Below are 22,780 nucleotides of genomic sequence, written 5' to 3' on the forward strand. Positions count from 1 at the left end.
GCTCACGCGCTCCGCGCCCTGTCACCCAAAATGAACTCAGTTCGAGAACCTTAGACGACGAGCCACCCTCGAGCAAGGGGGTCGCCTTCGATACTGAACCAACTTCAGTTTGCTACTGTGTCGCCATGCTGGTGTCGACCATGACAAAAGCCGAGATCCGCCTCCCGGCGCATCGGACGGCGCGGTGAGAGCGCTCCGACTGCCGGGCTGGGGCCTGCCGCCCGTCCTCACCGAAGTCGACCAGCCGGCCCCGCGAGAGCTCGAGGTCCTCCTGCGCGTGGAAGCCGCCGGAATCTGCCACTCCGACCTGCACGTTCTCGACGCGGGTCCGGGTGACATGCCCTTCCCTGCGCCGTTCACCCTCGGCCATGAGGTCGCCGGCCGGGTCGCGGCGGTGGGCTCGGCCGTCACCGGGATCACCGTCGGCGAGCGGTACGTGGTGTACGGCCCCTGGGGCTGCGGCGAATGCCGACGCTGCGTGGCGGGCCGGGAGAACTACTGCGACCGCCGAGCGGACCTGCCGTGGGCCGGGATGGGGCTGGGCCGCGACGGCGGGATGGCCGACTTCGTCCTCGTGCCGGCGGCCCGCCACCTCCAGCCGATCGGCGAATTGGATCCCGTGCAGGCCGCCCCGCTGTCCGATGCCGGCCTGACGCCGTATCACGCCATCCAGCGGTGCCGGGCGTCCTTGGACGACGGATCGACGGTCGCCGTGATCGGTGTCGGCGGCCTCGGGCACCTGGCCATTCAGATCCTGCGCGCGTTGACGCCGAGCCGGGTGTTCGCCGTCGACGTGCGCGAGGAGGCCCTGGCCGTCGCCGACAGGTGCGGCGCCCACCTGAGCACCCGCCTTTCGCCGGACACCGGCCGCGTCCTGCGCGCAGCGAGCGGCGGCAGCGGCGTTGACGTCGTGCTCGACTTCGCGGGCAGCCAATCGACGGTCGATCTGGCCGCCGCCAGCCTGCGCGCCGGCGGTGATCTCGTCATCGTGGGCAACGGTGGCGGGCACCTGACCGTCCGCAAACCGGGCCCGCTGCCCCCGGGCGGCCGGATCTCACTGCCGTTCTGGGGCGCCCTGCCCGAACTCGCGGAGGTGATCGCCCTCGCCCGCTCCGGGGCGTTGCACGTCGAGGTCGAGCGGTTTCCGCTGTCCGCCGCCCATGAGGCGCTGACCCGGCTGCGCGCCGGAGAGCTCAGGGGACGCGCCGTCCTGACGCCCGACTGACGCGTCACCCTGCTGGGCCATCGCGGAGTACGCCACGCACGACGTCGAGCCGTACGCCCGGTTCGAACTCCGGCAGCCACCAGGTCGCGCCGGCCTTCGCGTACGGCTCGGGATCGACGCCGAGCGGCAGACCGACGGCGATGTCGTACGAGGCCATCTCACCATGGCGCAGTTCGGTGAGGGTGGCGACGACCTCGGCGAACTGGTCGGGGTGCTCGAGATTGACCGGAAAGAAGCCATCGAGCCGGGCGGCGCGGCGGATCGGCTTGGCGTTGCCCGGGAATCCGGCGGCCCACACCGGCACGCCGGGCCGCTGAACCGGCCGCGGCAGGAACGCGATGTCGTCGACGGTGTAGTGCTCGCCGCGATGGCGCACCGGCTCGCCGGACCAGGCGGCGGCCAGGATGGCCAAGGACTCGTCGAGCATCTGTCCGCGCCGCCGATCGTCGAGTTGCTCGCCGGTCTTGGACAGCTCGCCGGCGAAACGGTCGCCGCCAAGGCCGACGCCGAGGGTCAGGCGGCCGTCGCTGAGCCGATCCAGCGTCGCGGTCTCCCGGGCGACCTTGGCCGGCCGTCGACGGGGAAGCGGCGACACCATCGGGCCGAGCCGCAGCCGCTCGGTCGCCATCGCGATCGCCGCCAGCGCGATCCACGGATCAGCGACCTGCCGGACCGGCGCTCGCCAGCACAGTTGATCCCATACGAAGCAGCCGTCCCAGCCGGCTTCCTCCGCGTCGGCGGCAAGGCGCGCGACCGCTCGCGGGTCGGCGAGGTCGTCGAAGAGCGGCAGCCAGAGCGCCGATCGCAGCCGGTTCATGAGCGGCCTTCTTCCGTGTGCCGTACCAGGGCTTCCGTGCGCCGTACCGGGGGTTCCGTGCGCCGTACCAGGGGTTCCGTGCGCCGTACCAGGGGTTCTGTGTGCCGTACCAGGGCCGACACGAGGTCATCCCATACCGGGCGCGGCAGATCGTGTCCGGCCCCTTCCAGGACCAGCAGCTCGGCGCCGGGGATGGCGTCGCGGAGCGCCTTGCCGTGCGGCAGCGGCAGGAGTGGGTCGTGGTCGCCGTGGGCCACGAGCGTCGGAGCCGCGATGTCGCCGAAGCCGCCTTGGGCCGGCTCGTCGAACTCGATGGCGTAGTGATTGGCCAGCGTCGAGGCGTAGTTCCTGGCACGCGCCACGTCACGTTCGGCCAACGCGCGGATCGCGGCCTCGTCGAAGTACGGCGAGCCACCGGCGCAGGCCCTCGCGCCGGCGACCACGTACTCGACGAGCGCGGCCGCGTCGAAGGAATCCGGCTCGGCCGGCATGGCCAGATCGCTCGAGGGCGGCGGCAGGTCGTCGGCCCCGGTCGAGGTCGAGACGAACGTCAGCGACGCGACCCGATCGGGATGGTCCACACCGAGAATGAGTCCGATCCCGCCGGACATCGACTGACAGACCACGTGGGCGCGTTCGATGCCCAGGGCGTCCTGAATCCCGAGCGCGTCCAGGGCCAGGTCGGCGAGGGAATAGGCGGGCTGTCCCGGCGGGTGGCAGGTCGACCGGCCGGTGTCTCGATGGTCGTACCGGACCACGAACCGGCCACGGGCGGCGACGCGTTCGCACAGTTCGGCATCCCACCACAGCATCGAGGCGGCCGCCCCGGCCACCAACATGATCGCCGAGCTCGCGCGGTCTCCGAAGGTCTCCACGCACAGCTCGACGCCGTTGATCGACAGAAGCTGCTCGCCATGGGATTGATGAGCGTTCATGCCTGGAAGGCTAAGTACCGCGACTCCATCGTGAAAAGCGATAATTACCGATCAATTTGATCGCCTGTAGCGATGGTCACGCAATCTGGCTGGCCAGCTCTTTTGCGCCTTCGACGGCGATGGCGATGGCTCGGGCTGCGAGCGGCGACTGGGCGCGGCCGGCCGGCCAGTACAGATACCACGTGGTGGCGGGCGATGGTCGCAGTTGGTGGATGCTGAGCCGGTCGTCGGACCAGGCATCGGATCCGTGAAGGGCGAGCCACGGCAGCACCGCCGACCCTATGCCCGCCCGCACCATCGACACGATGGTTTCGTGGCCGGCGGTGCGGAACACGATCCGTGGCCGCGCGCCGGTGCCGGCCAGCTCCCGCTCCAGCCATGTTTGGTGATGGGTGGGAGGCCAGGCGACCATCGGAGCGTCGTCGAGCAGCTCCACCCGCACTGGACCATCGGGGAACGCGCCGGCGCCGGCCACCAGGAGGTACGGCTCGTCGAGCAGCTCGACGTGCTCGACGTCGCCTTCGATCCGGCCGTAGTGGAACAGCAGGTCAAGATCTCCGATCTGTGGATCCTCCGGTTCCACCTCGGAAAGCCTGATGTCGCAGCCGGGGTGCTCGCTCAGCAGCCGGCGCACGACGGCCGGCAGGATCAGGTTGGTCGCGCCCTGAAAGGTGCCGATGTCGATCCGGCCGCTACCCGCCCTGAAGCGATCGACGGCGTCGGCCAGCGCCTCCGCCTGCGTGAGCAGATCGCGCCCGTGGGCCAGGACCACCTCGCCAAGGCGAGTGATTCGTACCGGCCTGGGACCTCCAGGCCGATCGAAGACGGCGCCACCGACGGCCTTCTCCAGCGCGGCGATCTGCTGGCTCACCGACGATTGGGTGTAGCCAAGCCGGAGCGCTGCCCGCCCGAATGTTCCTTCCTCGGCTATGGCAGCCATGGTCCTCAGGTGGCGTAGCTCGACGTCAGCCATGACGTCGAGCATAGCGAACAGCGATCGACCTGAGAGGAAATAATCGCTCCCCCTAATGTTTCGAGGCGCGCGGCCTGTTGCTACGGGTCGGGGTCGGTGACCAGCTCGAAGGTAAGACCGGATTTCTTCGCCATATTGAAGATGTACGTCAGCGACGACCAGTACGACGTTTTACCGGTCCAACAGCCCAGCCCCGAAGACCCGTGCAGGACCCCGTAGGCCTTGTTGTCGACCTCACTGTAGAGCGGGCTGCCGCTGTCTCCGGACTGGGTGCAGATGTTCGACTGGAAGCCTCCATCCTTTTTCGTGATGTCGCCGCACCTGGTGTTGTTCGACCGCGCGCCGGTCGAACACACCACCCAGCCGACACGGACGTCGTTATACGCCCACATTCCGAATATCGGGAATGCCTTGGTGCTGTAGTGGATCACCGTGTTATACGGCCATTTCGCCCAGGTTTTCACGTATTCCGTGAAGCCCCTGGTGACGAACGGCATGAGCGCTCCATCCGCCGGATATTCCGAGTTGCTGGTCGAGGCTTCGCGGCGGCCGACGAATACGTCCGTGTGCTTCGTGTAATAGCTCTCACCCGTGAGACAATGTCCCGCCGTAAGCGTGTACTTCCACCCGTTCGAGCCCTTCACATTGAAGCCGCTGGTGCAGAAGTCGCCCGCGAGCTTGTAGTAGTTCACGTCGTAGAGGTCCAGCCGCAAGCCGCCGCGCATCGGGGGGAAACACGCCTGGATCTCGCACGGACCCCGCTGGGGCGTGATGGTCGGCGGATCGATCACGGTAACGTCCAGGTCGCCGGCTGTGGCGAGCCGGCTGGCCGAACCGCGTACCGCGGCCGCGGCCTGGTTGTGCAGTTCGACGCGGTTCTTCTCCTCGTTGATCACCGGCGCCTGCTCGGGCGTGAGCCCGAGACGGGCACCGACGTCGGCGGCCTTCGCCTTCAGCTCTTTGAGGGAGTGCCGCACGGCCGCGACGCGGACGTGGCTCCGGTCCGGGATCGCGCTCAGCGCGGGGACCAGCGCCTCGGCGGCGGTACTCGCGATGACCAGCACACCACCGTTCTCCTGGTCGATCCAGGACCCCGCATAGGAGTCGGCGTAGTCGCGGGTGAGCACGGTGTGCAGAGCCCCCGAGGTTCGCTGCAACTCCAGCCGGCGCATCGCCTCGTCGACACTGACGCCGTATTTCTTCGTCAGGTAGTCGACGGAACCGGGAACGTCCGCCACCCGTAACTTCGCGGGGGCGGACAGCCGGATGGCGGGAGCCGCCAGCGCCGTATCAGGAACGGCTACCAGGCCGGCGACGACGACCAGGCTGAATGCCGTGGCCAGTCTCCAGCTCGCTCTTCTTCGCACGCGGGTCGTACCTTTCTCTGTCCTGGAAACTCAATTCCTTCGCGTCGACTTTGTCAGGAGGCTGTGGATTCGAAGTGGATGGATACTTCACGGGTGCTGTATCCGTCACCCCGCCCAGCCTCCACTGAGGAAGAGGGCGGTATGGAGCAGCATGAGCGGCCCGAGGAGAAGGCAGCCGCCACGTCGTCGTGGGCCAGGCTCGCCGGCGCTGCGCACGATCGCCCGCAGTCACCGCCTCAGAGCGGCGGGATCGCGAAGATGCGGACGTCGCCGGATTGAGCCTCGTGGACGAGGCCCATGTCGGTTAACGCGGCGTTGTCCATTCCGCTGAGGCTACTTCCCCGACAAATCCGTACTCTCCCGAAATGCCAGTCGATGCGGCACGCACACCTCGTGCGCCTTCTCCGTCCCACCGCTCAGCCGCTCGGCCAGCAGGTCCACCGCCGCCTGCGCGATCTGCGCCTTGTCGGGCGCCACGGTCGACAGTGTCGGCGTGGCGAACCGGCCGTCCTGGATGTCGTCGAACCCCATCACCATCACCTCGCCCGGCACCTCGTACCCCCGCTTGAGCAGCGTTCGCAGGGCGCCCAGCGCGAGCGTGTCGTTGAAGCAGAAGACCGCGTCCGGCGCGCCGGCGTCGAGCAGGCGGCCCATGGCCTCGGCGCCGTCGGCGCGCCCCCAGCGGGCGACCGGCGCGGCCAGTGACGGGTCGGCGGGGAAGCCGGCCTCGGCGAGCGCCTGCTGGTAGCCCTTCAGCCGCAGGCGGCCCGTCGCGGCGACGGCCGTGCGCTGCACGCCGATGGCGGCGATCCTGCGCGCGCCGCGCTCGGCCAGGTGCAGGGTGGCCGCCCGCGCGGCGGCCACGTTGTCGATGCCGACGTGATCGTACGGCGAGCGGCCCATCCCGATGCGCTCCCCGAGCAGCACCATCGGCGTACGCTCGTCGCGCCCGGCCAGATCCTTGCCCGTGAGCGCGAGCGGGCTGAACAGCAGCCCGTCGATGAGGTGGTCGCGGATCCCGGAGATCACCACGCGTTCCTTGGCCCGGTCGCCCTGGGTCTGGTCGATGAGCACGGTCCAGCCGCGCCGGTCGGCCGCCTCGATGACGTTCGTGGCCAGTTCGGCGAAGTAGGGGTTGTCCAGATCGGGCACCGCCAGCGCGACCACGCCGGAGCGGCCCTGGCGCAGGCTGCGTGCCGACAGGTTCGGCCGGTAGGAGAGCTCGGCTATCGCCGCCTCCACCCGGGCCCGTGTCTCGCCGCTGACATGGGGATAGTCGTTGACCACGTTGGACACGGTCTTGATCGACACCCCGGCCAGTTCGGCGACGTCCTTAAGCCTCGGCCGCACCATGCCCCTTCGCCCCCTTCGCCGTCGCGAACCCTACCTGGTTTACAACGATGTAACGAACTGGCGCCAAGTAATTTACAACGTTGGAACCAACGTTGTAGAACGTCCGTAACCTCACGGGCAGGAGTGATCTGGCATGTCCCTCGACAACCTCTCCAGGCGGCACGCATTGGGACTGGGCCTCGGCGCGCTGGTCATCGGCGCGGCGGGCTGCGGCGGAGGCGGCGGCCCCAAGCAGGCGCAGGCGCCGGCGACCACGGCGGCGCCCACCGAATACACCGGCGCCTCGGTCTCGCTGAAGTTCTGGAACGGCTTCACCGGCGGCGACGGCCCGGTCATGAAGAAGCTGGTGGACCAGTTCAACGCCGAGCACCAGAACATCAAGGTGTCGATGAACGTCTACAAGTGGGAGGACTACTACGCGAAGGTCCCCGCGGCCGTCTCCGCTGGTCAAGGCCCCGACATCGGCATCATGCACGTCGACAGCGTCGCCACCAACGCGGCACGGCAGGTGGTCCTGCCCCTCGACGACGTGGCCAACGCGCTCAACCTCACCGAGGCGGACTTCTCCCCGCCGGTCTGGAAGGCCGGCGTCTACAAGGGCGCGCGCTACTCGATCCCGCTCGACGTGCACCCGCTCGGCTTCTTCTACAACAAGACGGTCATGAAGCAGGCCGGACTCGACCCGGAGCAGCCGCCCAAGACCGGCGAGGAGTACATGAAGGCGCTGGAGACGCTGAAGAAGGCGGGCATCCAGGGGCACTGGGCCACGCCGTTCCCGTTCACCGGAAGCATGCAGTTCGGGTCGCTGCTCTACCAGAACGGCGGCCGGCACTTCGCCGACGACGCCAGCGTCTCGCGCTTCGCCGAGGACCCCGGCGTGCAGGCCCTGACCTGGCTCGTCGACCTCGTCAACAAGGGCTACAGCCCCAAGAACGTCGGCCAGGACGCCGACTTCATCGCCCTGCAGAACGGCAAGGCCGCCTTCAACTGGAACGGCATCTGGTCCATCAACACGCTCAAGGAGATCAAGAACCTGGAGTGGGGCGTCGCGCCGCTCCCGCAGATCGGGGCGAAGCCGGCGGCGTGGGCGGGCTCGCACCAGTTCGTGGTGTTCAAGCAGCGCACGCCCGACCAGAACAAGCTGACCGCGGCCAAGGTGTTCATCAACTGGATCAGCGGCCACTCGCTGGAATGGGCCAAGGGCGGCCAGGTGCCGGCCCGCAAGTCGATCCGCGAAGGCGCGGAGTTCGCGGCGCTGAAGGAGCAGGCCACGCTCGGCACCCAGATCGACTACCTGTACTTCCCGCCGTCGGTGGCCGGCATCGGGGACGCCTCCGCGGTCGTCGACCAGGCGATCAACGCGGCGATCCTGCTCAAGAAGAGCCCCAAGGACGCGCTCACGGAGGCCGCCGCCAAGGCCGACAAGATCCTTGAGGCCAACCGGAAGAAGTACGGCGCCTGATGGTCGCGATCTCGGCAAAAAGCTCGGCGGAAGAGACGCTGGAGCGGGAGACGCGCGTTCCCCGATCGGGCAAGGCGACGCCGTACCTGTTCCTGGCGCCGTACCTGATCCTGTTCTCGGTGTTCGTGCTGGCCCCGGCCCTGTTCGGGATCTGGGTGAGCCTGCACGACTGGGACTACCTGCTCGAGGGCAAGCCGTTCGTCGGCCTGGACAACTACACGGCGCTGTTCGACGACCAGTCACCCGTCTACGGCGACTTCTGGATGTCGATGCGGGCGACCGGGATCTTCACCGTGTTCAGCGTGCCGTTCCTGGTCGTGCTGCCGCTCGGGGTGGCGTTGCTGCTCAACCGGCCCTTCCGGGGCCGGACGTTCTTCCGGGGGCTGTTCTTCGCGCCGTTCGTGCTGGGCGTGGCGGTGGTGTGCCTGATGTGGCGGCTGCTGCTCGACCCGAACCTCGGCCTGGTCGCCTGGATACTCGGCACGCCGATCCCCTGGACCACCGCGACGCCGTGGGCCTGGATCGCGCTGGTCGGGGTGACGGTCTGGTGGACGCTCGGGTTCAACGCGGTGATCTACCTGGCCGGGATGCAGGACATCCCGCGCGAGCTGTACGACGCGGCGAAGGTGGACGGCGCGGGGCGGTGGGGCGAGTTCGTCCACGTCACGCTGCCGGGGCTGCGGCCCGTCGCGCTGTTCGTGGTGACGACGACGATCCTGGCCTCGGCGAACATGTTCGGGCAGTCGTACCTGCTGACCCAAGGAGCGCCGGGCGGGGAGACGCGGACCGCGATCATGTACATGCTCCAGCAGGGGCTCAGGGAGTACAAGATGGGCAGCGCCTCGGCCATGAGCTACCTGCTCACGCTGCTGCTGATCTTGATCAGCGTGGTCAACTTCCGGCTGTTCAGGACCCGGTCATGAAGCGCTACACGGGTCTGCTGGCCCTCGCCGTAGTGTTCGTGGGGCCGCTGGTGTGGGCCTTGGGCGTGTCGTTCAAGACGCAGACCGAGGCCACCCGGGTGCCGCCCACGCTGCTGCCCACCGAGCCGACGACGTCCGCGTACGGGACGGTCTTCCAGGGCACCACGGACACGCCGGTGCTGCGCTGGTTCGCCAACAGTGTCATCGCCGCCACCGGGCACATGCTGCTGGTGCTCGCGGTGTCGTCGCTGGCCGCGTACGCGCTGGCCAGGCTGGAGTTCCGCGGCAAGAAGCTGATGTTCGGGATGATCGTCGGCACGCTGCTGGTGCCGGGGTTCGTCTTCCTCATCCCGCAGTTCCTGATCGTCGACCAGCTCGGCTGGCTGGACAGCCTGACGGCGCTCGTCGTGCCGGGGGCGGCGGGCGCGTTCGGGGTGTTCTTCCTGCGGCAGTTCTTCGTCGGGCTGCCGCGTGAGCTGGACGAGGCGGCGCTGATGGAGGGCGCCAACCACTGGCACATCTTCTGGCGGATCACGCTGCCGCTGTCGCGGCCCGCGCTGGCCACGCTGGCCGTGCTGAGCTTCCTGTCCAACTGGAACGACTTCATCTGGCCCATCTACGTGATCTTCAGCCCGGAGTACTTCACGCTGCCGCCGGGCCTGTCGATCCTGCAGGGCGCGTACACGATCCACTATCCGGTGATCATGGCGGGCGCGGTGCTGGCGAGCATCCCCGTCCTGATCCTCTTCAGTCTGACCCAGCGGTACGTCATCGAAGGCATCTCTCGTAGTGGCCTGAAGGGCTGACACATGCACCACTTGGCGGTCATCGCCACACTGATCCTGTCCCTCTTCACCAATCCGGTGTCCAACTCCTTCTCCGACACGTTCGCCGACCCGTCAGTGATCCGCGGACAAGACGGCTACTGGTACTCCTACGGCACCTCGGACCCGCTGCGCGAGGGCGAGAAGGTCCTGCACAGGCTGCCGATCTCCCGCTCCAGTGATTTGGTCAGCTGGACCTACGTGGGCGACGCGTTCGGGCCGGACAACCTGCCGTCGTACGCGGCGCCGGGCAGTCTGTTCTGGGCCCCGGACATCCGTTACCTCGACGGCCGGTACGTCATGTACTTCACCGTCACCGACACCGCCACAACGCCCGCCAACTGGGACTACTCGATCGGCGCCGCCACGGCACCCACGCCGACCGGGCCGTGGACGCACATCGACGCCCCGGTCGTCGCCCCGCGTCCCTCGGGCAACTCGTACTGGAACACGATCGACCCCGCGCAGTTCACCGACGTGGACGGGCGCAAGTACCTGTACTTCGGCGGGTTCTTCGGCGGCCTGTGGGTGACCGAGCTGTCCGCCGACGGGCTGCGCGCCACCGGGCAGCCGCAGCAGGTCGCGATCGACAACAAGTTCGAGGGCGCGTACGTGGTGCGCCACGACGGCTACTACTACCTGCTCGGCTCCTCGGCGAACTGCTGCGCCGGGCCGACCACCGGCTACTCGGTGCTGGCCGGGCGCTCGACCAGCCCGCGCGGGCCGTTCGTCGACCGCGAGGGCGTGCCGCTGCTGGCCTCGCGCGCCGGTGGCACCCCCGTCCTGGACCAGAACGGCAACCGCTTCATCGGCACCGGCCACCACGCCCAGCTCACCGACCTTTCCGGTCAGGACTGGATGCTCTACCACGCCATCGATCGAAGCGACCCGTTCCTGGACGAGCCGTACGGGATCAACGAGCGGCCCATGCTGCTGGACCGGCTGGACTGGATCGACGGCTGGCCGGCCGTGCGCGCGGGGGCCGGGCCTTCCGAGCAATCACGGGAGACGCCGGTGACCCGCGGGGTCGTGGACGATCGGTTCGCGGGCGATCTGTCGGGCTGGCGGAACACGGCCGGCTGGACCGTACAGGATGGGTATGTCCGTGGCCAGGGCACGCTTATCAGCCGCAGGTCGCTCGGCGGGGACATGCGCGTCGAGACCGACCTCAAGACGGACAAGTCCGCTGGGATTCGCATCGGTGGCACGACCGCGGTCGTCTCGCGCGACGGGTTGACGCTCACCTCGGGCGGCGCGTCGCGTACGGTGGCGCTGCCCGGAGGCGCCGCGACCTGGCACAACCTGGCCGTCACCGTCAAGGGACGGACGATCACCGCCGAGGTGACCGAGGCCCGGCTCCGTGACCCGCGGGCGAGCGTCACCGTCACGGGCCGCGCCAACGGCCCGATCGGGCTGGTCGCCGACGGGGGCGCCGACTTCGACAACGTCTCCGCCGCCCCGCTGTTCAAGGCCGTCACCAAGGCGGCGCCGACGCCGCGTACGGGCAGGCTGCTGGACGCCGACGAATTCAACGGGCCGCTCGACTCCCGCTGGACCTGGGTGCGGCAGGACGCCGCGGCCAAGACCGAGGAGGGCGTGCTGCGCTGGCGCGTCCAGGGCACCGACCTGGTCGGGGCCGGCAACAAGGCGTCGGCGCTGCTGCGCGAGGCGCCCAAGGGCGACTACGTCGTGGAGACCAAGGTCACGCTCGACCTGGGCGAGGACGCCGTACGCAACTACCAGCAGGCCGGGCTGATCGCCTACGCCTCCGACGACGACTTCGCCCGCCTGTCCCAGGTCGCCATCTGGAACACCCGCCAGGTCGAGTACGGCCGCGAGCTGACCTTCGCCGGCCGCCTGTCCTACGGCGGCAACATCGTCGGCCCGCCCGCCAAGACCACCTGGTTGCGGCTGGCGCACCACGTGGACCCGGCCAACGGGGAGCACGAGTTCCGCGCCGGATCCAGCCGCGACGGCAAGACCTGGACCTGGGGCGGCGTGTGGACCTTCCCCAAGGACACGGACGTGCGCGTCGGCCTGGTCGCCCACGGAGGGGCCCAGCCGGCCGTCAACGCCGACTTCGACTACGTACGCGTCTACCGAGGAGCCTGACCTGTGCCGCAAGCACACCTGACCCTTGACCCCTCTTTCCGCATCGCCCCCGTCGACCGGCGCCTGTTCGGCTCGTTCGTCGAGCACATGGGCCGGTGTGTCTACACCGGCATCTACGAACCGGGCCACCCGGCGGCGGACGACAACGGCTTCCGCACCGACGTGCTGGAGCTGACCCGCGAGATGGGCGTGAGCGTGGTCCGCTATCCGGGAGGCAACTTCGTCTCCGGCTACCGCTGGGAGGACGGCGTCGGCCCCGACCGGCCCTCCCGGCTGGACCTGGCCTGGCGGCAGATCGAGACGAACGCGTTCGGGCTCAACGAGTTCATGACCTGGACCCGGGCCGCCGGGGTGGAGCCGATGATGGCCGTCAACCTCGGCACGCGGGGCCTCCAGGAGGCCTGTGACCTGCTCGAATACGCCAATCACCCCTCGGGTACGCAGTGGTCGGACCTGCGGGTCAAACACGGAGTGACCGCCCCGTACGGGATCAAGCTCTGGTGTCTCGGCAACGAGATGGACGGACCCTGGCAGATCGGCCACAAGACCGCGCACGAGTACGGACGGCTCGCGAACGAGACCGCCAAGGCCATGCGGCTCGTCGACCCCGGCATCGAGCTGGTCCTGTCCGGCAGCTCCAACAGCGGGATGCCGACGTTCGGCGCGTGGGAGGCCACCGTGCTCGAACACGCCTACGACGCGGTCGACTACCTGTCGCTGCACAACTACTACGAGGAGAACGGCGACCTGCCCGGCTTCCTCTGCAGCGCCGTGGACATGGACCGCTACATCTCGGCCGTCGTGGCCACGGCCGACCACATCGGGGCGAAGCTCCGGCGCAAAAAGAAGATCAACCTGTCCTTCGACGAGTGGAACGTCTGGAACCAGAGCCGGTTCACCGGGCGCGAGCGCTCGCCGTTCCAGGAGGCGCCGGAGCTGATCGAGGACACCTTCACCGCCGCCGACGCCGTGGTGGTGGGGGACTTCCTGATCACGCTGCTGCGGCACGCCGACCGGGTGAGCATCGCCTGCCAGGCGCAGCTCGCCAACATCATCGCACCGATCAGGACCGAGCCCGGCGGCCCGGCCTGGCGTCAGACGATCTTCCACCCGTTCGCGCTGACGGCCCGGCACGCGCGCGGCACCGTGCTGCGGGTGGAGCCGTCCGGGCCGCTCCTGGAGACCGAGCGGTACGGCGAGGCGCCCGCGCTGTCGGCGGTGGCCACCGTCGAGGGGTCCCAGGTGGCGCTGTTCGCCGTCAACCGGTCGCCCGACCAGGACCTCGACCTCTCCGTCCGGCTCCCGGCGGCGGTCAGGCCGGTGTCGGCCTCGGTGATCGCCGCCGGGGACGACCCGCACCGGGTGGAGGCCCTTCCGGGGCCGCTGGACGTACAGGCTGACGGTGACCGGCTGACGGCGCGGTTGCCCGCCGCCTCGTGGACGATGATCCTTGCGGAGTGCGAAAGTCTGCGCGATCAGCGATAACTAACGACCTGTGCCCTGTAGCGCATGGGCTACGTCTGACCCCCGTTCTCGATGACGTAGCCCACGCCGGGGTGGGGTCGTCGACGTGGTGGCGTGCCGCACCTGTCCGGGCGGTGCTCGAAGTGCCACCACTCGTTGTCGTACATGCGGTAAAGGTCGTAGCGGGCGCCGTGTTCCTCGAGCCAGCGCGCGCCTTCGTGCGGGCGCACGTCCAGCGCGATGCCCTTGACGTGGCTGGACTCCGCCGGGGGTAACACGAGCATGCGGGCCGAGGCCGGGGAGCCGGAACGGCGCACCTCCTCGTCGAACATCCGCTGCTGGACGACGGGATCGCGGTATCCCGAGGTGAGGCCGATGAGCTGGCCGTGACGCCACAGCGCCTCGGTACGCGCCGCGGTGAACGCCGCCATGGCGCCATCGGTGAGTCCGGTGAGGTCCTCGGCGGGGAATCGCATCCACAGCGCCCAGCGGCAAGCCAGTTCGCGGGCGCGGCCGGGACTGCGGACGAACGCCGCGGGCAGCAGGAGCACGGCGAGCACCAGCGTGACCGCGGCGTACAGCCGATCTCGGGGCCGAGGTGGGATCGTGCGTGACTCGTTCATGGCGACTAGGCTTGACGCCGAATGTGCGTGCGTTGTCAGCCGCATGTCACCGTTTCTCGACGGCGGCCACCGTCGGCGCGACCAGGCGGGACCGTGGGCGCGACCGTAGGCGCGACCGTAGGCGCGACCGTAGGCGCGACCGTGACACAACCATGACACGGCGCGGACGAGGCGGGGACACGACCGGCCGACAGTGGATGGGGTTGACCGACAGGCAAGTTACGGAGCGTGCTGTGGTACTCGGCGGCGTGTCGCGAGTGTTGTTGATCGAGGATGACCCGGCCGTACGAGAGGGCCTTGAGCTGGCCCTGACCCGGCATGGGCATCGGGTGCGCGCGGTGGAGTCCGGCGAGGAGGGGCTGGACCGGTTGCGTGCGGATCTTCCCGACGTCGTCGTGCTCGATCTGATGTTGCCTGGCATGGACGGGTTCGAGGTCTGCCGCCGCATTCGAGCCGCCCGTGAGGTGCCGATCATCATGCTGACCGCGCGCGGCGACGACATGGACGTGGTGGCCGGGTTGGAGGCGGGCGCCGACGACTACGTGGTCAAGCCGGTGCAGCCCAGGGTGCTCGAGGCACGCATTCGCGCGATACTCCGGCGCATCGGCCGGGACCAGGCGGAGCTGGAGCGGCACGGGGATCTGACCATCGATCGGGCCGGGCTGGTGGTCGTCAACCGCGGCGTACCGGTCAGCCTCGCGCCGACCGAGCTGCGCCTGCTGCTCGAGCTCTCCGGCACGCCGGGCCGGGTGCACAGCCGCCAGCAACTGCTGGAGTCGGTGTGGGAGCAGGGGTATTTCGGCGACTCGCGTCTCGTGGACGCGTGCGTGCAGCGGTTGCGCGCCAAGATCGAGGACGACTCGGCGGCGCCGGTCTACGTGCAGACGGTGCGTGGGTTCGGGTACCGGTTCGGGCCGGTATAGGCCACCCGTGACATTTCAGCCGAATCTGGGGCTGCGTACCCGGCTGTTGTTCGCGTTCGCCCTGCTGTGTGTGGTCACCACGGCGGCGGTGGCCGGCGGGCTCTACGTCCAGGCCCGCAACGACATCCTGCAGCGTGCCCAGGATGCCACGGTGCAGACGATGAGAAGCCGCCTGGCGGCGCTCTACCCGTTGCGGAGTTCGGTGCCGGGCCCGGACGAGCTCGACGACATCGCCGCCGCCGTGCCCGACCAGGACAGCGTGGAGTACGCGGTCGCCATCTACCACGAGACGCACTCGCCGGTCACCCCGCCGGGACGCTTGAGGCCGGGCGGAATGGTGCTGGCCCTGGATCTCGGGGTGATCTCCCCACAGTTGCGGCAGGCGGTGGCCGACGGCCAGATCGCGTGGCAACGCGTGGTGCGGCAGGACTCGCCCTGGCTGATCATCGGCGCGCCGTTGCTGATCACCGAGCGGGACCGGACGACGCGGGTGTCCGGCATCGAGGTGTACGCCGCGCGCAGCCTGCTTGCCGAACAACGCAGCATCGACGAGCTCACCGCGTCCGCCTGGCTCATCGGCGGGGCGGCCCTGGCGTTCGCGGTCGTCCTGGCGTTGCTGGCCACCCGTGGCGTGCTGCGCCCGGTGCGCGAGCTCGGCCGGGCGGCACGCCTGCTGGGCGAGGGCGAGATGCGGACCAGGATCGCGGTCCGCGGCTCCGATGAGCTGGCCGACGTGGCACGCACGTTCAACAACACCGCCGCGGAGCTGGAACGGCACGTCAAGCAGCTGCGCGAGATGGAGGCCGACGCCCGCCGGTTCGTGGCCGACGTTTCCCACGAGCTGCGCACCCCGCTGGCCGCGCTCACCGCGGTCGCCGACGTCCTCGACGAGGAGGCGGCCCAGCTGCCCGAGCCCGCCGGCCGGGCCGCCAGGCTGGTCAGCCAGGAGACGCTCAACCTCACCGGGCTGGTGAACGACCTCATCGAGATCAGCCGGTTCGACTCCGGCGTCGCGGCCCTCGCGCTGAATGAGATCGACGTGGCCGAACTGGTGCGCGCGAGCCTGCGTACCCGGGGCTGGACGGAGCAGGTGCACACCGAGCTGCCACCCGAGGTGACGGCCCGGCTGGACCCGCGCCGAGTGGACGTCATTCTCGCGAACCTGGTCGGCAACGCCCTGCGGCACGGCGAGCCACCGGTGTCGGTACGGCTTTCCGCCGACCCGCAATGGCTCGCTCTCGAGGTCCGCGACCACGGACCGGGGCTGCGGGAAGCGGTGCTGCCGCACGTGTTCGACCGGTTCTACAAGGCCAGCGCGGCCAGGGCCAGGTCCGAGGGCAGCGGTCTCGGCCTCGCCATCGCGCGGGAGAACGCGCGCCTGCACCAAGGCGACCTCACTGTCACCAACGCCCCGAACGGCGGCGCCATCTTCACGCTGCGCCTGCCACGCCGGGCGCACGATCAGGACGGAGGCCCCGAGTGAGGACCGGGCTCGCCCGCCGCGTGCTCGCCGCGGGCCTCGTATCGCTCGTCGCCGTGACCGGCTGCGGCGTGCGACCCTCCGACGTCATCCGCGCCGGCGACCCGCCGAGCGGGCCCGTCGCACGAACCCCGACGACCACCCTCTACCTGGTGAAGAACGGCCGGCTCAGCGCGGTGACGCGGCCCGGTCCGCCACTGTCCCAAGCGGACACGCTCGCGCTGCTGGCAGCCGGACCCACCACGGCGGAACAGGCGCAAGGACTCACCACCGACGTGCCGCCCGAAGCCGCCCCGTTCTCGGTGACCGCCGCGCCAGGCCGTCAGCCCGGCCACTTGGCGGTGAACCCGTCCACTCCGGCCGGCAAACTGTCCGCATTGGCCGTGGAGCAGATCGTGTGCACGGCCGCCGCCATGACACCGGAAAGCCCTGTCTGGGTCTCCGTCGTCGGTGCTGGGCAGAACATCGGCCGCCGGAACTGCCCGGGGTAACGGTACGCCCGCGTGGCCATCGGTCAGATCGTCAGTCCATGATCACAGCGGCCCGCAGGGCGGCGCGGATGCTGGCGACCGGGTCGTCGAGGTGGTAGATCCGCTCCGACGGTTCGATGCCGTCCAGGAACTCCTGGTAGCGGACGGCGTAGTGAAGATGGGACAGCGGTTCGGCGATCGCGAGTGCGCGCGCCGCGTCGCAACCGGGTACGTGCGCGGTCCAGGCCGCGATCCAGGCCTCGGCGGCGGCGGGCCGGCTGGCGGGAGGAAGCCAGTCACGAGCCCGTATTCCGTCCAGCACCGGGTTGCCGAGGTGCGCGTCGGCGAAGTCCACCACGGTCGGCGGGCCGCCGTCGCTGCGCCAGTTTCCCGGGTGGAAGTCGCCGTGCACGATCGTGTCGGGCAGACCGCACTCGGCCAGCATGGGCCACCGTTCGACCAACTCGTACGCCCCCGCCAGCTCCTCGGCGGTCAGCTCGCGGCCCACGTCACCGGCGAGCAGGTCGCGGACCCGGTCGGCGATGACGGTCGCGCGGCTGTCCGGCAACCCGGGCGGGATCACACCCGTCAAGCCGGCCTGGGCGGCGACCAGTCGCGTCACGGCGCTGTCGATGATCTCGACGGGAGCGTCCCAGCAGTCCTCGCCGGGAAGGTGCTCCATCACGACTCGCCGCGGTCCCGACGCCACGACCGTGGGAACCAGGCCCGGGTCCAGAGCCGCGAACGCGTCGATGACGGTGGCCTCGTCGGTGGCGAAGTGGGGCGTGGCCTTCAGCCATAGCGGTCCCTGGGCGGTGGGCAGGAGGAACAGCCCGGCCAGATTCCAGGTCTTGCGTTGCCGGATCGGCCCGGTCAGCGGTCGCCCGGCCGTCCTCAGCGCGTCCGCCGCCCAGCCGAACAGCTCCCGCAGCCCGTCGATCCGCGCCCACGGCGTCCGCAGCGGCTCGGGCCTGTCGAGCACCGCATGAGCGGCGGGCAGCGCACCCGTCAGCCGCCCGGGCGCGGGCCGCTCCAGCGCTTCGACGTGATAGATCACATGACCACCACGGCCGCCCTCGCCACCATCCACGTTCAACAGGCGCAGCACCAGGACGTCCACGCCGAGCGCCTGGCGCAGGTGCGCGACGACCGGCTCCACTTCGGCCCACCACGGCACATTCACTGCGAACGGGCCGACGACACCGAGCCGATCGCCACCCGATGTGACCCATGCGCTGACTGTCCTGTCCATTGCGCCCAGTGTGATCGCTCCCCGCGACGTCCGCCACGGAATATCCGATCAGGGCCGCACCACATGAGCCTGGTGACGGCACTCGTGGCCGTCGGGCTTGTGCGACCTCACATCCGGGATCTCAGCACGTCGACCTCGCAGCCTGGCAAGAACGGGTCGAAGCCGTGCTCGACCAGCCAGCGGACCGCCAGCAGGCTGCGTAACGACCACCACGCGCGGATCACGTCGAGATCGACGTCGGTGCCGTAGCCGGCGACGACGTCACCAAGGCGCTCCTCGTGTCCGAACGTCAAGATGGCCAGGTCATGCAGGGCATCGCCCTGGGCCGCCTCGGACCAGTCGATCACGCCGGTGATCTCGTCACCGTCGACGAACACGTGGGTCACCTGCAGGTCGCCGTGCGTGAACACCGGCGTCCACGACCGGAGCGCGGCCTCGGCGATCCGGCGGTTGCGCGTGACCAGGTCGGCGGGAAGGACGCCGTTCGTGACCAGCCGCTCGCATTCGCCGTCAAGGCGCGCTGCGATCTCGTCGATGCTCCGGCCGGGCCATGGCGGCAGCGGCGCGTCGTGCAGCATCCGTACGGCGGCACCCGCCGCGACCCACGCCGCCGACGACGCGGCCGACGGCTCACCGAGGCGGCCGAGCGCCGTCCCGGGGAGGGCGGCGAGCGCGATCACGGGCGGCTTGCGCCACAGGACCTCAGGAGTCGGGATCGGCGCCATGGCCATCGCCTCGACCTCGACGTCGGTGCGCGTCTGATCGGCGTCGATCTTCAGGAACACGTCGCCGACGCGCAGGGTCGCGCGCTCGTTATGGGCGACGACGACCTGGACCTCTTTTACGTCGACCTGCTCCATGCCGACCTCCTCAACGTCACCCTCCTCAACGTTGACCTCCTCAACGTCGGCCATTGTCGCGGGATGACCACCGACGTCGCCACGAGTTAATCGCGGGCGACTGCTTGATCGCGGGCCGCCAGGGCCGCGCCCAGCGGCGTGTGCTCGTAGCGGACGGCCCGGCCGGCGCGGGTGCGGGTGACCAGGCCGGCATCGCGCAGCACCGCCAGATGGCTGCCGACGGTGCCCAGGCTCAGGCCGAGCTGGGCGACCAGCTGCGTCGTCGTCGCGGGTACGTCCAGCGCGCGCACCGCGACCCACGTACCGAATGCCGAGGTGACCCGCCTCGCCGATCACCCGGCTCCCACCTCGCCCGCACCGCTGCCGAATCCGGACCGCAGATATCGGCGCAGAGCTTCCCGCCCTCCCGGGACGAAGGACCATTGATCAACGACCTCAAGCAGTTCGCTCACCGTCAGCCAGTCCAGCCAGTCGATCTCACCCGAGTCCGGAACCAGGACCTCCGTCACGACGGCCTCATGCACCCCGAACCAGATGGGGCTGATCCCTTCCCGGCAAAGGAACTTGAACAGGAAGCGCACCCGCACCCGAACGCCCAGCTCTTCAGCCAGCTCCCGGACCGCCGCCTCCTCATACGACTCGCCCACGTCCACGGCACCGCCGACCAACACGTCGTAGTGGCCCGGGAATCGGGACAACGTCCGGGCCCGTCGCAGCACCAAGATCCGCCCCTCACGATCACGGCAGATCGTCACCGCGATGCGGTGCAACCAGTGCTCGCGTACTGCCTCTTCACGATCGACGACTCCCAGCACGCGGTCATGCTCATCGACATGCTCAACCAGTTCGCTCACAGAAGCACGATCTCAGCCCCCACTGACAACACGGCCTCACGAACGACGAAGGAGGGTGATATGTCGCAGCGTCAGCTGGTGGCCGAGTCGCGGTCATCGATGGGGGGCGTCCAGCAGGGCGGCCGCCGCACTGTGGATCTTCGTCAGCGCGTTGAGCAGATGTTCGCGCTCGGCCTCGGTGAGGTCGGCGGTGACCTGCTCTTCGAGCAGCCGGCGCTCCCTCTCGATGGGAGCTTGCAGGGCACGCCCGGCGTCGGTGAGCCACAGCCGGACCAGCCGGTTGTCGCGGTCGTCGCGGCGCCGGGTGAGCAGGCCGGCCGTGGTCATCCTGGTGGCCGCTTTGACCACGTTGGGGGTGGTGACGTTCAGCGCGGCGGCGACCTCGCCCGGGGTGCGGCCGTCCTGCCGCCACAGCACCGCAAGCAGGTGATCTTGCCCGAGGTGCAGTCCGTGGCGCCGCACCGCCGTCTCGGCCGCCGCCCGCAGCGCCTTCGACATCTTGCTGTGCAGGTCCAGGAATTCGGGCACGTCGAGGCCTCCGGTGATGTCGCGGCGCGATTGACAACCAAATCGTGTACCGGTTAACGTTCTGCTCGATCATTAACCGGTACACGATCTAGGAGTCCTCATGATACTGGTCACCGGCGCGACCGGGAACATCGGCCGCGAGCTCGTCCGCCAACTGGACGAACTCGGCGTGCCGTTCCGCATCCTGGTCCGCGACCCGGCCCGCGCCGCCACACTGCCCGAGCGGGCCGAACGGGTCATGGCCGACCTGAGCGACCCGGCGACGCTGCCGCCCGCCTTCGCCGGAGTCGACCGGCTGTTCCTGCTCACCCCCGGCATCGGCCTCGACCACACCAGGCACGCCGTCGCCGCCGCCCAGGCCGCGGGGGTACGCCATATCGTGCACCTGTCCTCGTTCAACGTGCTCGGCGACCCGATGCCCGCGATGGGCCGCTAGCACCACGAACGCGAGCAGGCCATCCGGGCCTCCGGCATCCCGGCCACGTTCCTGCGGCCCGGCGGCTTCATGACCAACGCCTTCGACTGGCTGCCCACCATCCGCCAGGCGGGCTATGTCCTCGATCCGGTCGGCCCCGGCCGATACGCGCCGATCGACCCCGCCGACATCGCCGCCGTAGCCGCCCTGGCCCTGACCGGCGACGGCCACCAAGGCCAGGAATACGTCATCACGGGCGAGGAGCTGTTCACCATCACCGAACAGGTCAAGACCCTGGCCGAGGCGGCCGGCCGGGACATCGCGATCCGGCCGGTGACCACCGCGGAGGAGGCCGTAGCCTCCCGATTCCCCAACGGGGCACCTCCGGCGCTGGCCGAGGCCATCATCGAGGGGTTCCACCTCATGCGCGCCGACACCGCCGGATTCCGCACCGACACCGTGGAACGCCTGCTCGGGCGCAAGCCCCGCACCTTCGCCGACTGGTGCGCACGCAACGCCGACGCCTTCCGGACCACCTGATCCGCATGAAGCCGCCAGCCGGCGACGACGTAGGCTGGGCGGAGTCACTTCTGCTGGATTCCCTCCGCGAAGCCGCCGCGCGCTCGGGGTGGCCGGAGGAGCTGCTGCCGCCGGATCCGTGGCCGCAGGTCACGCCGGGCAGCCGGTTCGGTGCGGCGCTGAGCGAGTGGTGCCGCCGCTGCCCGCGCCGGGTGGTGCTGTTCCTCGACGAGATCGACGCCCTGCAGGGCAACAGCATGGTCAGCATCCTCAGCCAGCTCCGCGACGGCCACAACGCACGGCCAGAGGGCCAGCCGTTCCCCACATCCGTCGTGCTGTGCGGGTTGCGCGACCTGCGTGACTACAAGGTCGCCTCAGGCGGCGAACCCAGCCGGTCCAACCCCGCCAGCCCGTTCAACATCGTCGCCAAGTCGCTGCGCCTGGGCGACTTCACCACCGATCAGATCGCCGAGCTGTACGACCAGCACACACAGGCGACCGGCCAGGAATTCACCAAGGACGCGGTGGACCGGGTCTTCGAGCTGACCCAGGGACAACCGTGGCTGGTCAACGCCCTCGCCTTTGAGACCATCCTCCAGATGGGGAAGACCATTACCATCACCGCCGGTCAGGTGGAAGATGCCAAGGAGCGGTTGATCCGAGCGCGCGCCACCCATCTGGACACGCTCGTGGCGCGGCTGCGCGAGCCCCGGGTGGAACGAGTGATCGAACCGATCCTGGCGGGAACGTGGCCAAGCACGGACATGTCTTTCGACGATGACATCTCCTACGTCCATGATCTGGGCCTCATCCGAGGGACAGGGGGAGTAGAGATCGCCAACCCGATTTACCGAGAGGTCTTGCTACGGGTCCTGGGCGCTCGCACGGAGCGGTTCGTGCGAGCCGATCCGCGCAGCTTCGTGCTGCCGGACGGCCGTTTCGACCTGCCGCGCCTGCTGCAGGAGTTCGTCGTGTTCTGGCGCGAGCACGGCGAAGTCCTCATCCGGCAGGAGGGCTACCACGAGGCCGCCTGCCAGATCATCCTCATGGCCTTCCTGCACCGCCTCGTCAACGGCGGAGGCCACCTCGACCGGGAGTACGCCGCCGGCACCAAGCGCCTGGACATGCTCGTCCGCTGGCCCTACACCGGCCCCGAAGGCGAACGACTGGTGCAACGGGAAGCCATGGAGCTGAAAGTCTGGCGAACCGGCGAAAACGACCCTAAGCCCGACGGCCTCGCCCAACTAGACCGATACCTGGACCGCCTCACCCTCACCACCGGCGTGCTGGTGATCTTCGACCGGCGCCCCGAAGCGCCACCCTGGAAAGAACGAGGCGGATTCGAGCAGGCGACCACGCCGTCCGGCCGCCAGATCACCCTTCTGCGGGTGTGACGGCCGC

At 69.5% G+C, this 22,780-nt stretch carries 23 protein-coding genes; 12 read left to right on the forward strand and 11 right to left on the reverse strand.

The window, feature by feature from the left end; translation table 11 throughout:
- Positions 1 to 184: 184 nt before the first annotated feature.
- Entirely contained in the window at positions 185 to 1,225 is a 1,041-nt protein-coding gene (locus ACGFJ2_RS16195; RefSeq protein WP_393468713.1) for an NAD(P)-dependent alcohol dehydrogenase, read from the forward strand.
- Positions 1,226 to 1,229: 4 nt separating this feature from the next.
- Here the strand turns inward: ACGFJ2_RS16195 and ACGFJ2_RS16200 are convergent, their stop codons facing one another.
- The 5 genes from ACGFJ2_RS16200 to ACGFJ2_RS16220 form a co-directional block, all read right to left on the reverse strand.
- Entirely contained in the window at positions 1,230 to 2,042 is an 813-nt protein-coding gene (locus ACGFJ2_RS16200) for an LLM class flavin-dependent oxidoreductase (protein ID WP_393468716.1), read from the reverse strand.
- A complete protein-coding gene (locus ACGFJ2_RS16205) occupies positions 2,039 to 2,977 on the reverse strand; it encodes an alpha/beta fold hydrolase (protein WP_393468718.1) in 939 nt (312 codons plus the stop codon). Before ACGFJ2_RS16205 ends, ACGFJ2_RS16200 begins: the two co-directional genes overlap by 4 nt.
- 76 nt (positions 2,978 to 3,053) lie before the next feature.
- A complete protein-coding gene (locus ACGFJ2_RS16210; RefSeq protein WP_393468721.1) occupies positions 3,054 to 3,950 on the reverse strand; it encodes a LysR family transcriptional regulator in 897 nt (298 codons plus the stop codon).
- Between the two features lie 80 nt (positions 3,951 to 4,030).
- Positions 4,031 to 5,317 carry a S1 family peptidase gene (locus ACGFJ2_RS16215; protein ID WP_393468724.1) on the reverse strand — a complete coding sequence of 429 codons (1,287 nt, stop codon included), beginning with the start codon at positions 5,315 to 5,317 and terminating at the stop codon, positions 4,031 to 4,033.
- Between the two features lie 333 nt (positions 5,318 to 5,650).
- The gene (locus ACGFJ2_RS16220; protein WP_393468726.1) at positions 5,651 to 6,670 is read right to left on the reverse strand and encodes a LacI family DNA-binding transcriptional regulator; all 1,020 of its coding nucleotides are present in this window, start codon (positions 6,668 to 6,670) and stop codon (positions 5,651 to 5,653) included.
- 133 nt (positions 6,671 to 6,803) lie between these two features.
- Between ACGFJ2_RS16220 and ACGFJ2_RS16225 the strand changes: the two genes are divergently transcribed.
- Genes ACGFJ2_RS16225 through ACGFJ2_RS16245 form a run of 5 tightly spaced genes read left to right on the forward strand, consistent with a single transcriptional unit; the run spans position 6,804 to position 13,476 of the window.
- Complete coding sequence (locus ACGFJ2_RS16225) at positions 6,804 to 8,132, forward strand: ABC transporter substrate-binding protein (protein WP_393468729.1); 1,329 nt, start codon at positions 6,804 to 6,806, stop codon at positions 8,130 to 8,132.
- Positions 8,132 to 9,055, forward strand: a complete 924-nt coding sequence (locus ACGFJ2_RS16230; protein WP_393468732.1) for a carbohydrate ABC transporter permease — start codon at positions 8,132 to 8,134, stop codon at positions 9,053 to 9,055. The genes ACGFJ2_RS16225 and ACGFJ2_RS16230 overlap by 1 nt, the downstream gene beginning before the upstream one ends.
- Entirely contained in the window at positions 9,052 to 9,861 is an 810-nt protein-coding gene (locus ACGFJ2_RS16235) for a carbohydrate ABC transporter permease (RefSeq protein ID WP_357960668.1), read from the forward strand. The genes ACGFJ2_RS16230 and ACGFJ2_RS16235 overlap by 4 nt, the downstream gene beginning before the upstream one ends.
- A gap of 3 nt (positions 9,862 to 9,864) precedes the next feature.
- Positions 9,865 to 11,991, forward strand: a complete 2,127-nt coding sequence (locus tag ACGFJ2_RS16240) for a family 43 glycosylhydrolase (RefSeq protein ID WP_393468735.1) — start codon at positions 9,865 to 9,867, stop codon at positions 11,989 to 11,991.
- Positions 11,992 to 11,994: 3 nt separating this feature from the next.
- The gene (locus ACGFJ2_RS16245) at positions 11,995 to 13,476 is read left to right on the forward strand and encodes an alpha-N-arabinofuranosidase (protein ID WP_357960661.1); all 1,482 of its coding nucleotides are present in this window, start codon (positions 11,995 to 11,997) and stop codon (positions 13,474 to 13,476) included.
- A 29-nt stretch (positions 13,477 to 13,505) separates the two neighbouring features.
- Here ACGFJ2_RS16245 and vanY-N read toward each other — a convergent pair whose 3' ends face one another.
- A complete protein-coding gene (gene vanY-N / locus ACGFJ2_RS16250) occupies positions 13,506 to 14,078 on the reverse strand; it encodes a D,D-peptidase/D,D-carboxypeptidase VanY-N (RefSeq protein ID WP_393468739.1) in 573 nt (190 codons plus the stop codon).
- Positions 14,079 to 14,326: 248 nt separating this feature from the next.
- On the opposite strand from vanY-N, the gene ACGFJ2_RS16255 reads away from it, so the two are divergent.
- From ACGFJ2_RS16255 to ACGFJ2_RS16265, 3 genes are read left to right on the forward strand one after another with little or no spacing between them, the layout of a single operon-like run.
- Positions 14,327 to 15,001 (forward strand): response regulator transcription factor, encoded by a 675-nt coding sequence (locus ACGFJ2_RS16255; RefSeq protein WP_357960656.1) that lies wholly within the window; start codon positions 14,327 to 14,329, stop codon positions 14,999 to 15,001.
- Between the two features lie 7 nt (positions 15,002 to 15,008).
- Positions 15,009 to 16,484 (forward strand): HAMP domain-containing sensor histidine kinase, encoded by a 1,476-nt coding sequence (locus tag ACGFJ2_RS16260; RefSeq protein ID WP_357960653.1) that lies wholly within the window; start codon positions 15,009 to 15,011, stop codon positions 16,482 to 16,484.
- Positions 16,481 to 16,972, forward strand: coding sequence for a hypothetical protein (locus tag ACGFJ2_RS16265; protein ID WP_393468742.1), 492 nt, complete (start codon positions 16,481 to 16,483; stop codon positions 16,970 to 16,972). The genes ACGFJ2_RS16260 and ACGFJ2_RS16265 overlap by 4 nt, the downstream gene beginning before the upstream one ends.
- A gap of 31 nt (positions 16,973 to 17,003) precedes the next feature.
- Here ACGFJ2_RS16265 and ACGFJ2_RS16270 read toward each other — a convergent pair whose 3' ends face one another.
- The 5 genes from ACGFJ2_RS16270 to ACGFJ2_RS16290 form a co-directional block, all read right to left on the reverse strand.
- On the reverse strand, positions 17,004 to 18,203 hold the full coding sequence (locus ACGFJ2_RS16270; protein ID WP_393468745.1) for an aminoglycoside phosphotransferase family protein: 1,200 nt from the start codon (positions 18,201 to 18,203) through the stop codon (positions 17,004 to 17,006).
- 107 nt (positions 18,204 to 18,310) lie between these two features.
- Positions 18,311 to 19,117 (reverse strand): aminoglycoside phosphotransferase family protein, encoded by an 807-nt coding sequence (locus ACGFJ2_RS16275; RefSeq protein ID WP_393468748.1) that lies wholly within the window; start codon positions 19,115 to 19,117, stop codon positions 18,311 to 18,313.
- 32 nt (positions 19,118 to 19,149) lie between these two features.
- Complete coding sequence (locus ACGFJ2_RS16280; protein WP_393468751.1) at positions 19,150 to 19,353, reverse strand: ArsR/SmtB family transcription factor; 204 nt, start codon at positions 19,351 to 19,353, stop codon at positions 19,150 to 19,152.
- A 42-nt stretch (positions 19,354 to 19,395) separates the two neighbouring features.
- Complete coding sequence (locus ACGFJ2_RS16285; RefSeq protein WP_393468754.1) at positions 19,396 to 19,917, reverse strand: NUDIX hydrolase; 522 nt, start codon at positions 19,915 to 19,917, stop codon at positions 19,396 to 19,398.
- A gap of 93 nt (positions 19,918 to 20,010) precedes the next feature.
- On the reverse strand, positions 20,011 to 20,445 hold the full coding sequence (locus ACGFJ2_RS16290; RefSeq protein WP_393468757.1) for a MarR family winged helix-turn-helix transcriptional regulator: 435 nt from the start codon (positions 20,443 to 20,445) through the stop codon (positions 20,011 to 20,013).
- A 100-nt stretch (positions 20,446 to 20,545) separates the two neighbouring features.
- On the opposite strand from ACGFJ2_RS16290, the gene ACGFJ2_RS16295 reads away from it, so the two are divergent.
- The 3 genes from ACGFJ2_RS16295 (at position 20,546) to ACGFJ2_RS16305 (ending at position 22,773) form a co-directional block, all read left to right on the forward strand.
- Positions 20,546 to 20,881 carry an SDR family oxidoreductase gene (locus ACGFJ2_RS16295; RefSeq protein ID WP_393468760.1) on the forward strand — a complete coding sequence of 112 codons (336 nt, stop codon included), beginning with the start codon at positions 20,546 to 20,548 and terminating at the stop codon, positions 20,879 to 20,881.
- A gap of 69 nt (positions 20,882 to 20,950) precedes the next feature.
- Positions 20,951 to 21,400: a hypothetical protein gene (locus ACGFJ2_RS16300; protein ID WP_393468763.1), complete on the forward strand. Its 450-nt coding sequence runs from the start codon at positions 20,951 to 20,953 to the stop codon at positions 21,398 to 21,400.
- Between the two features lie 5 nt (positions 21,401 to 21,405).
- The gene (locus tag ACGFJ2_RS16305) at positions 21,406 to 22,773 is read left to right on the forward strand and encodes a hypothetical protein (RefSeq protein ID WP_393468766.1); all 1,368 of its coding nucleotides are present in this window, start codon (positions 21,406 to 21,408) and stop codon (positions 22,771 to 22,773) included.
- The last annotated feature ends 7 nt before the right edge of the window (positions 22,774 to 22,780 follow it).

This window comes from Nonomuraea sp. NPDC049028 (assembly GCF_043197735.1).
Taxonomy (GTDB): Bacteria; Actinomycetota; Actinomycetes; order Streptosporangiales; family Streptosporangiaceae; genus Nonomuraea.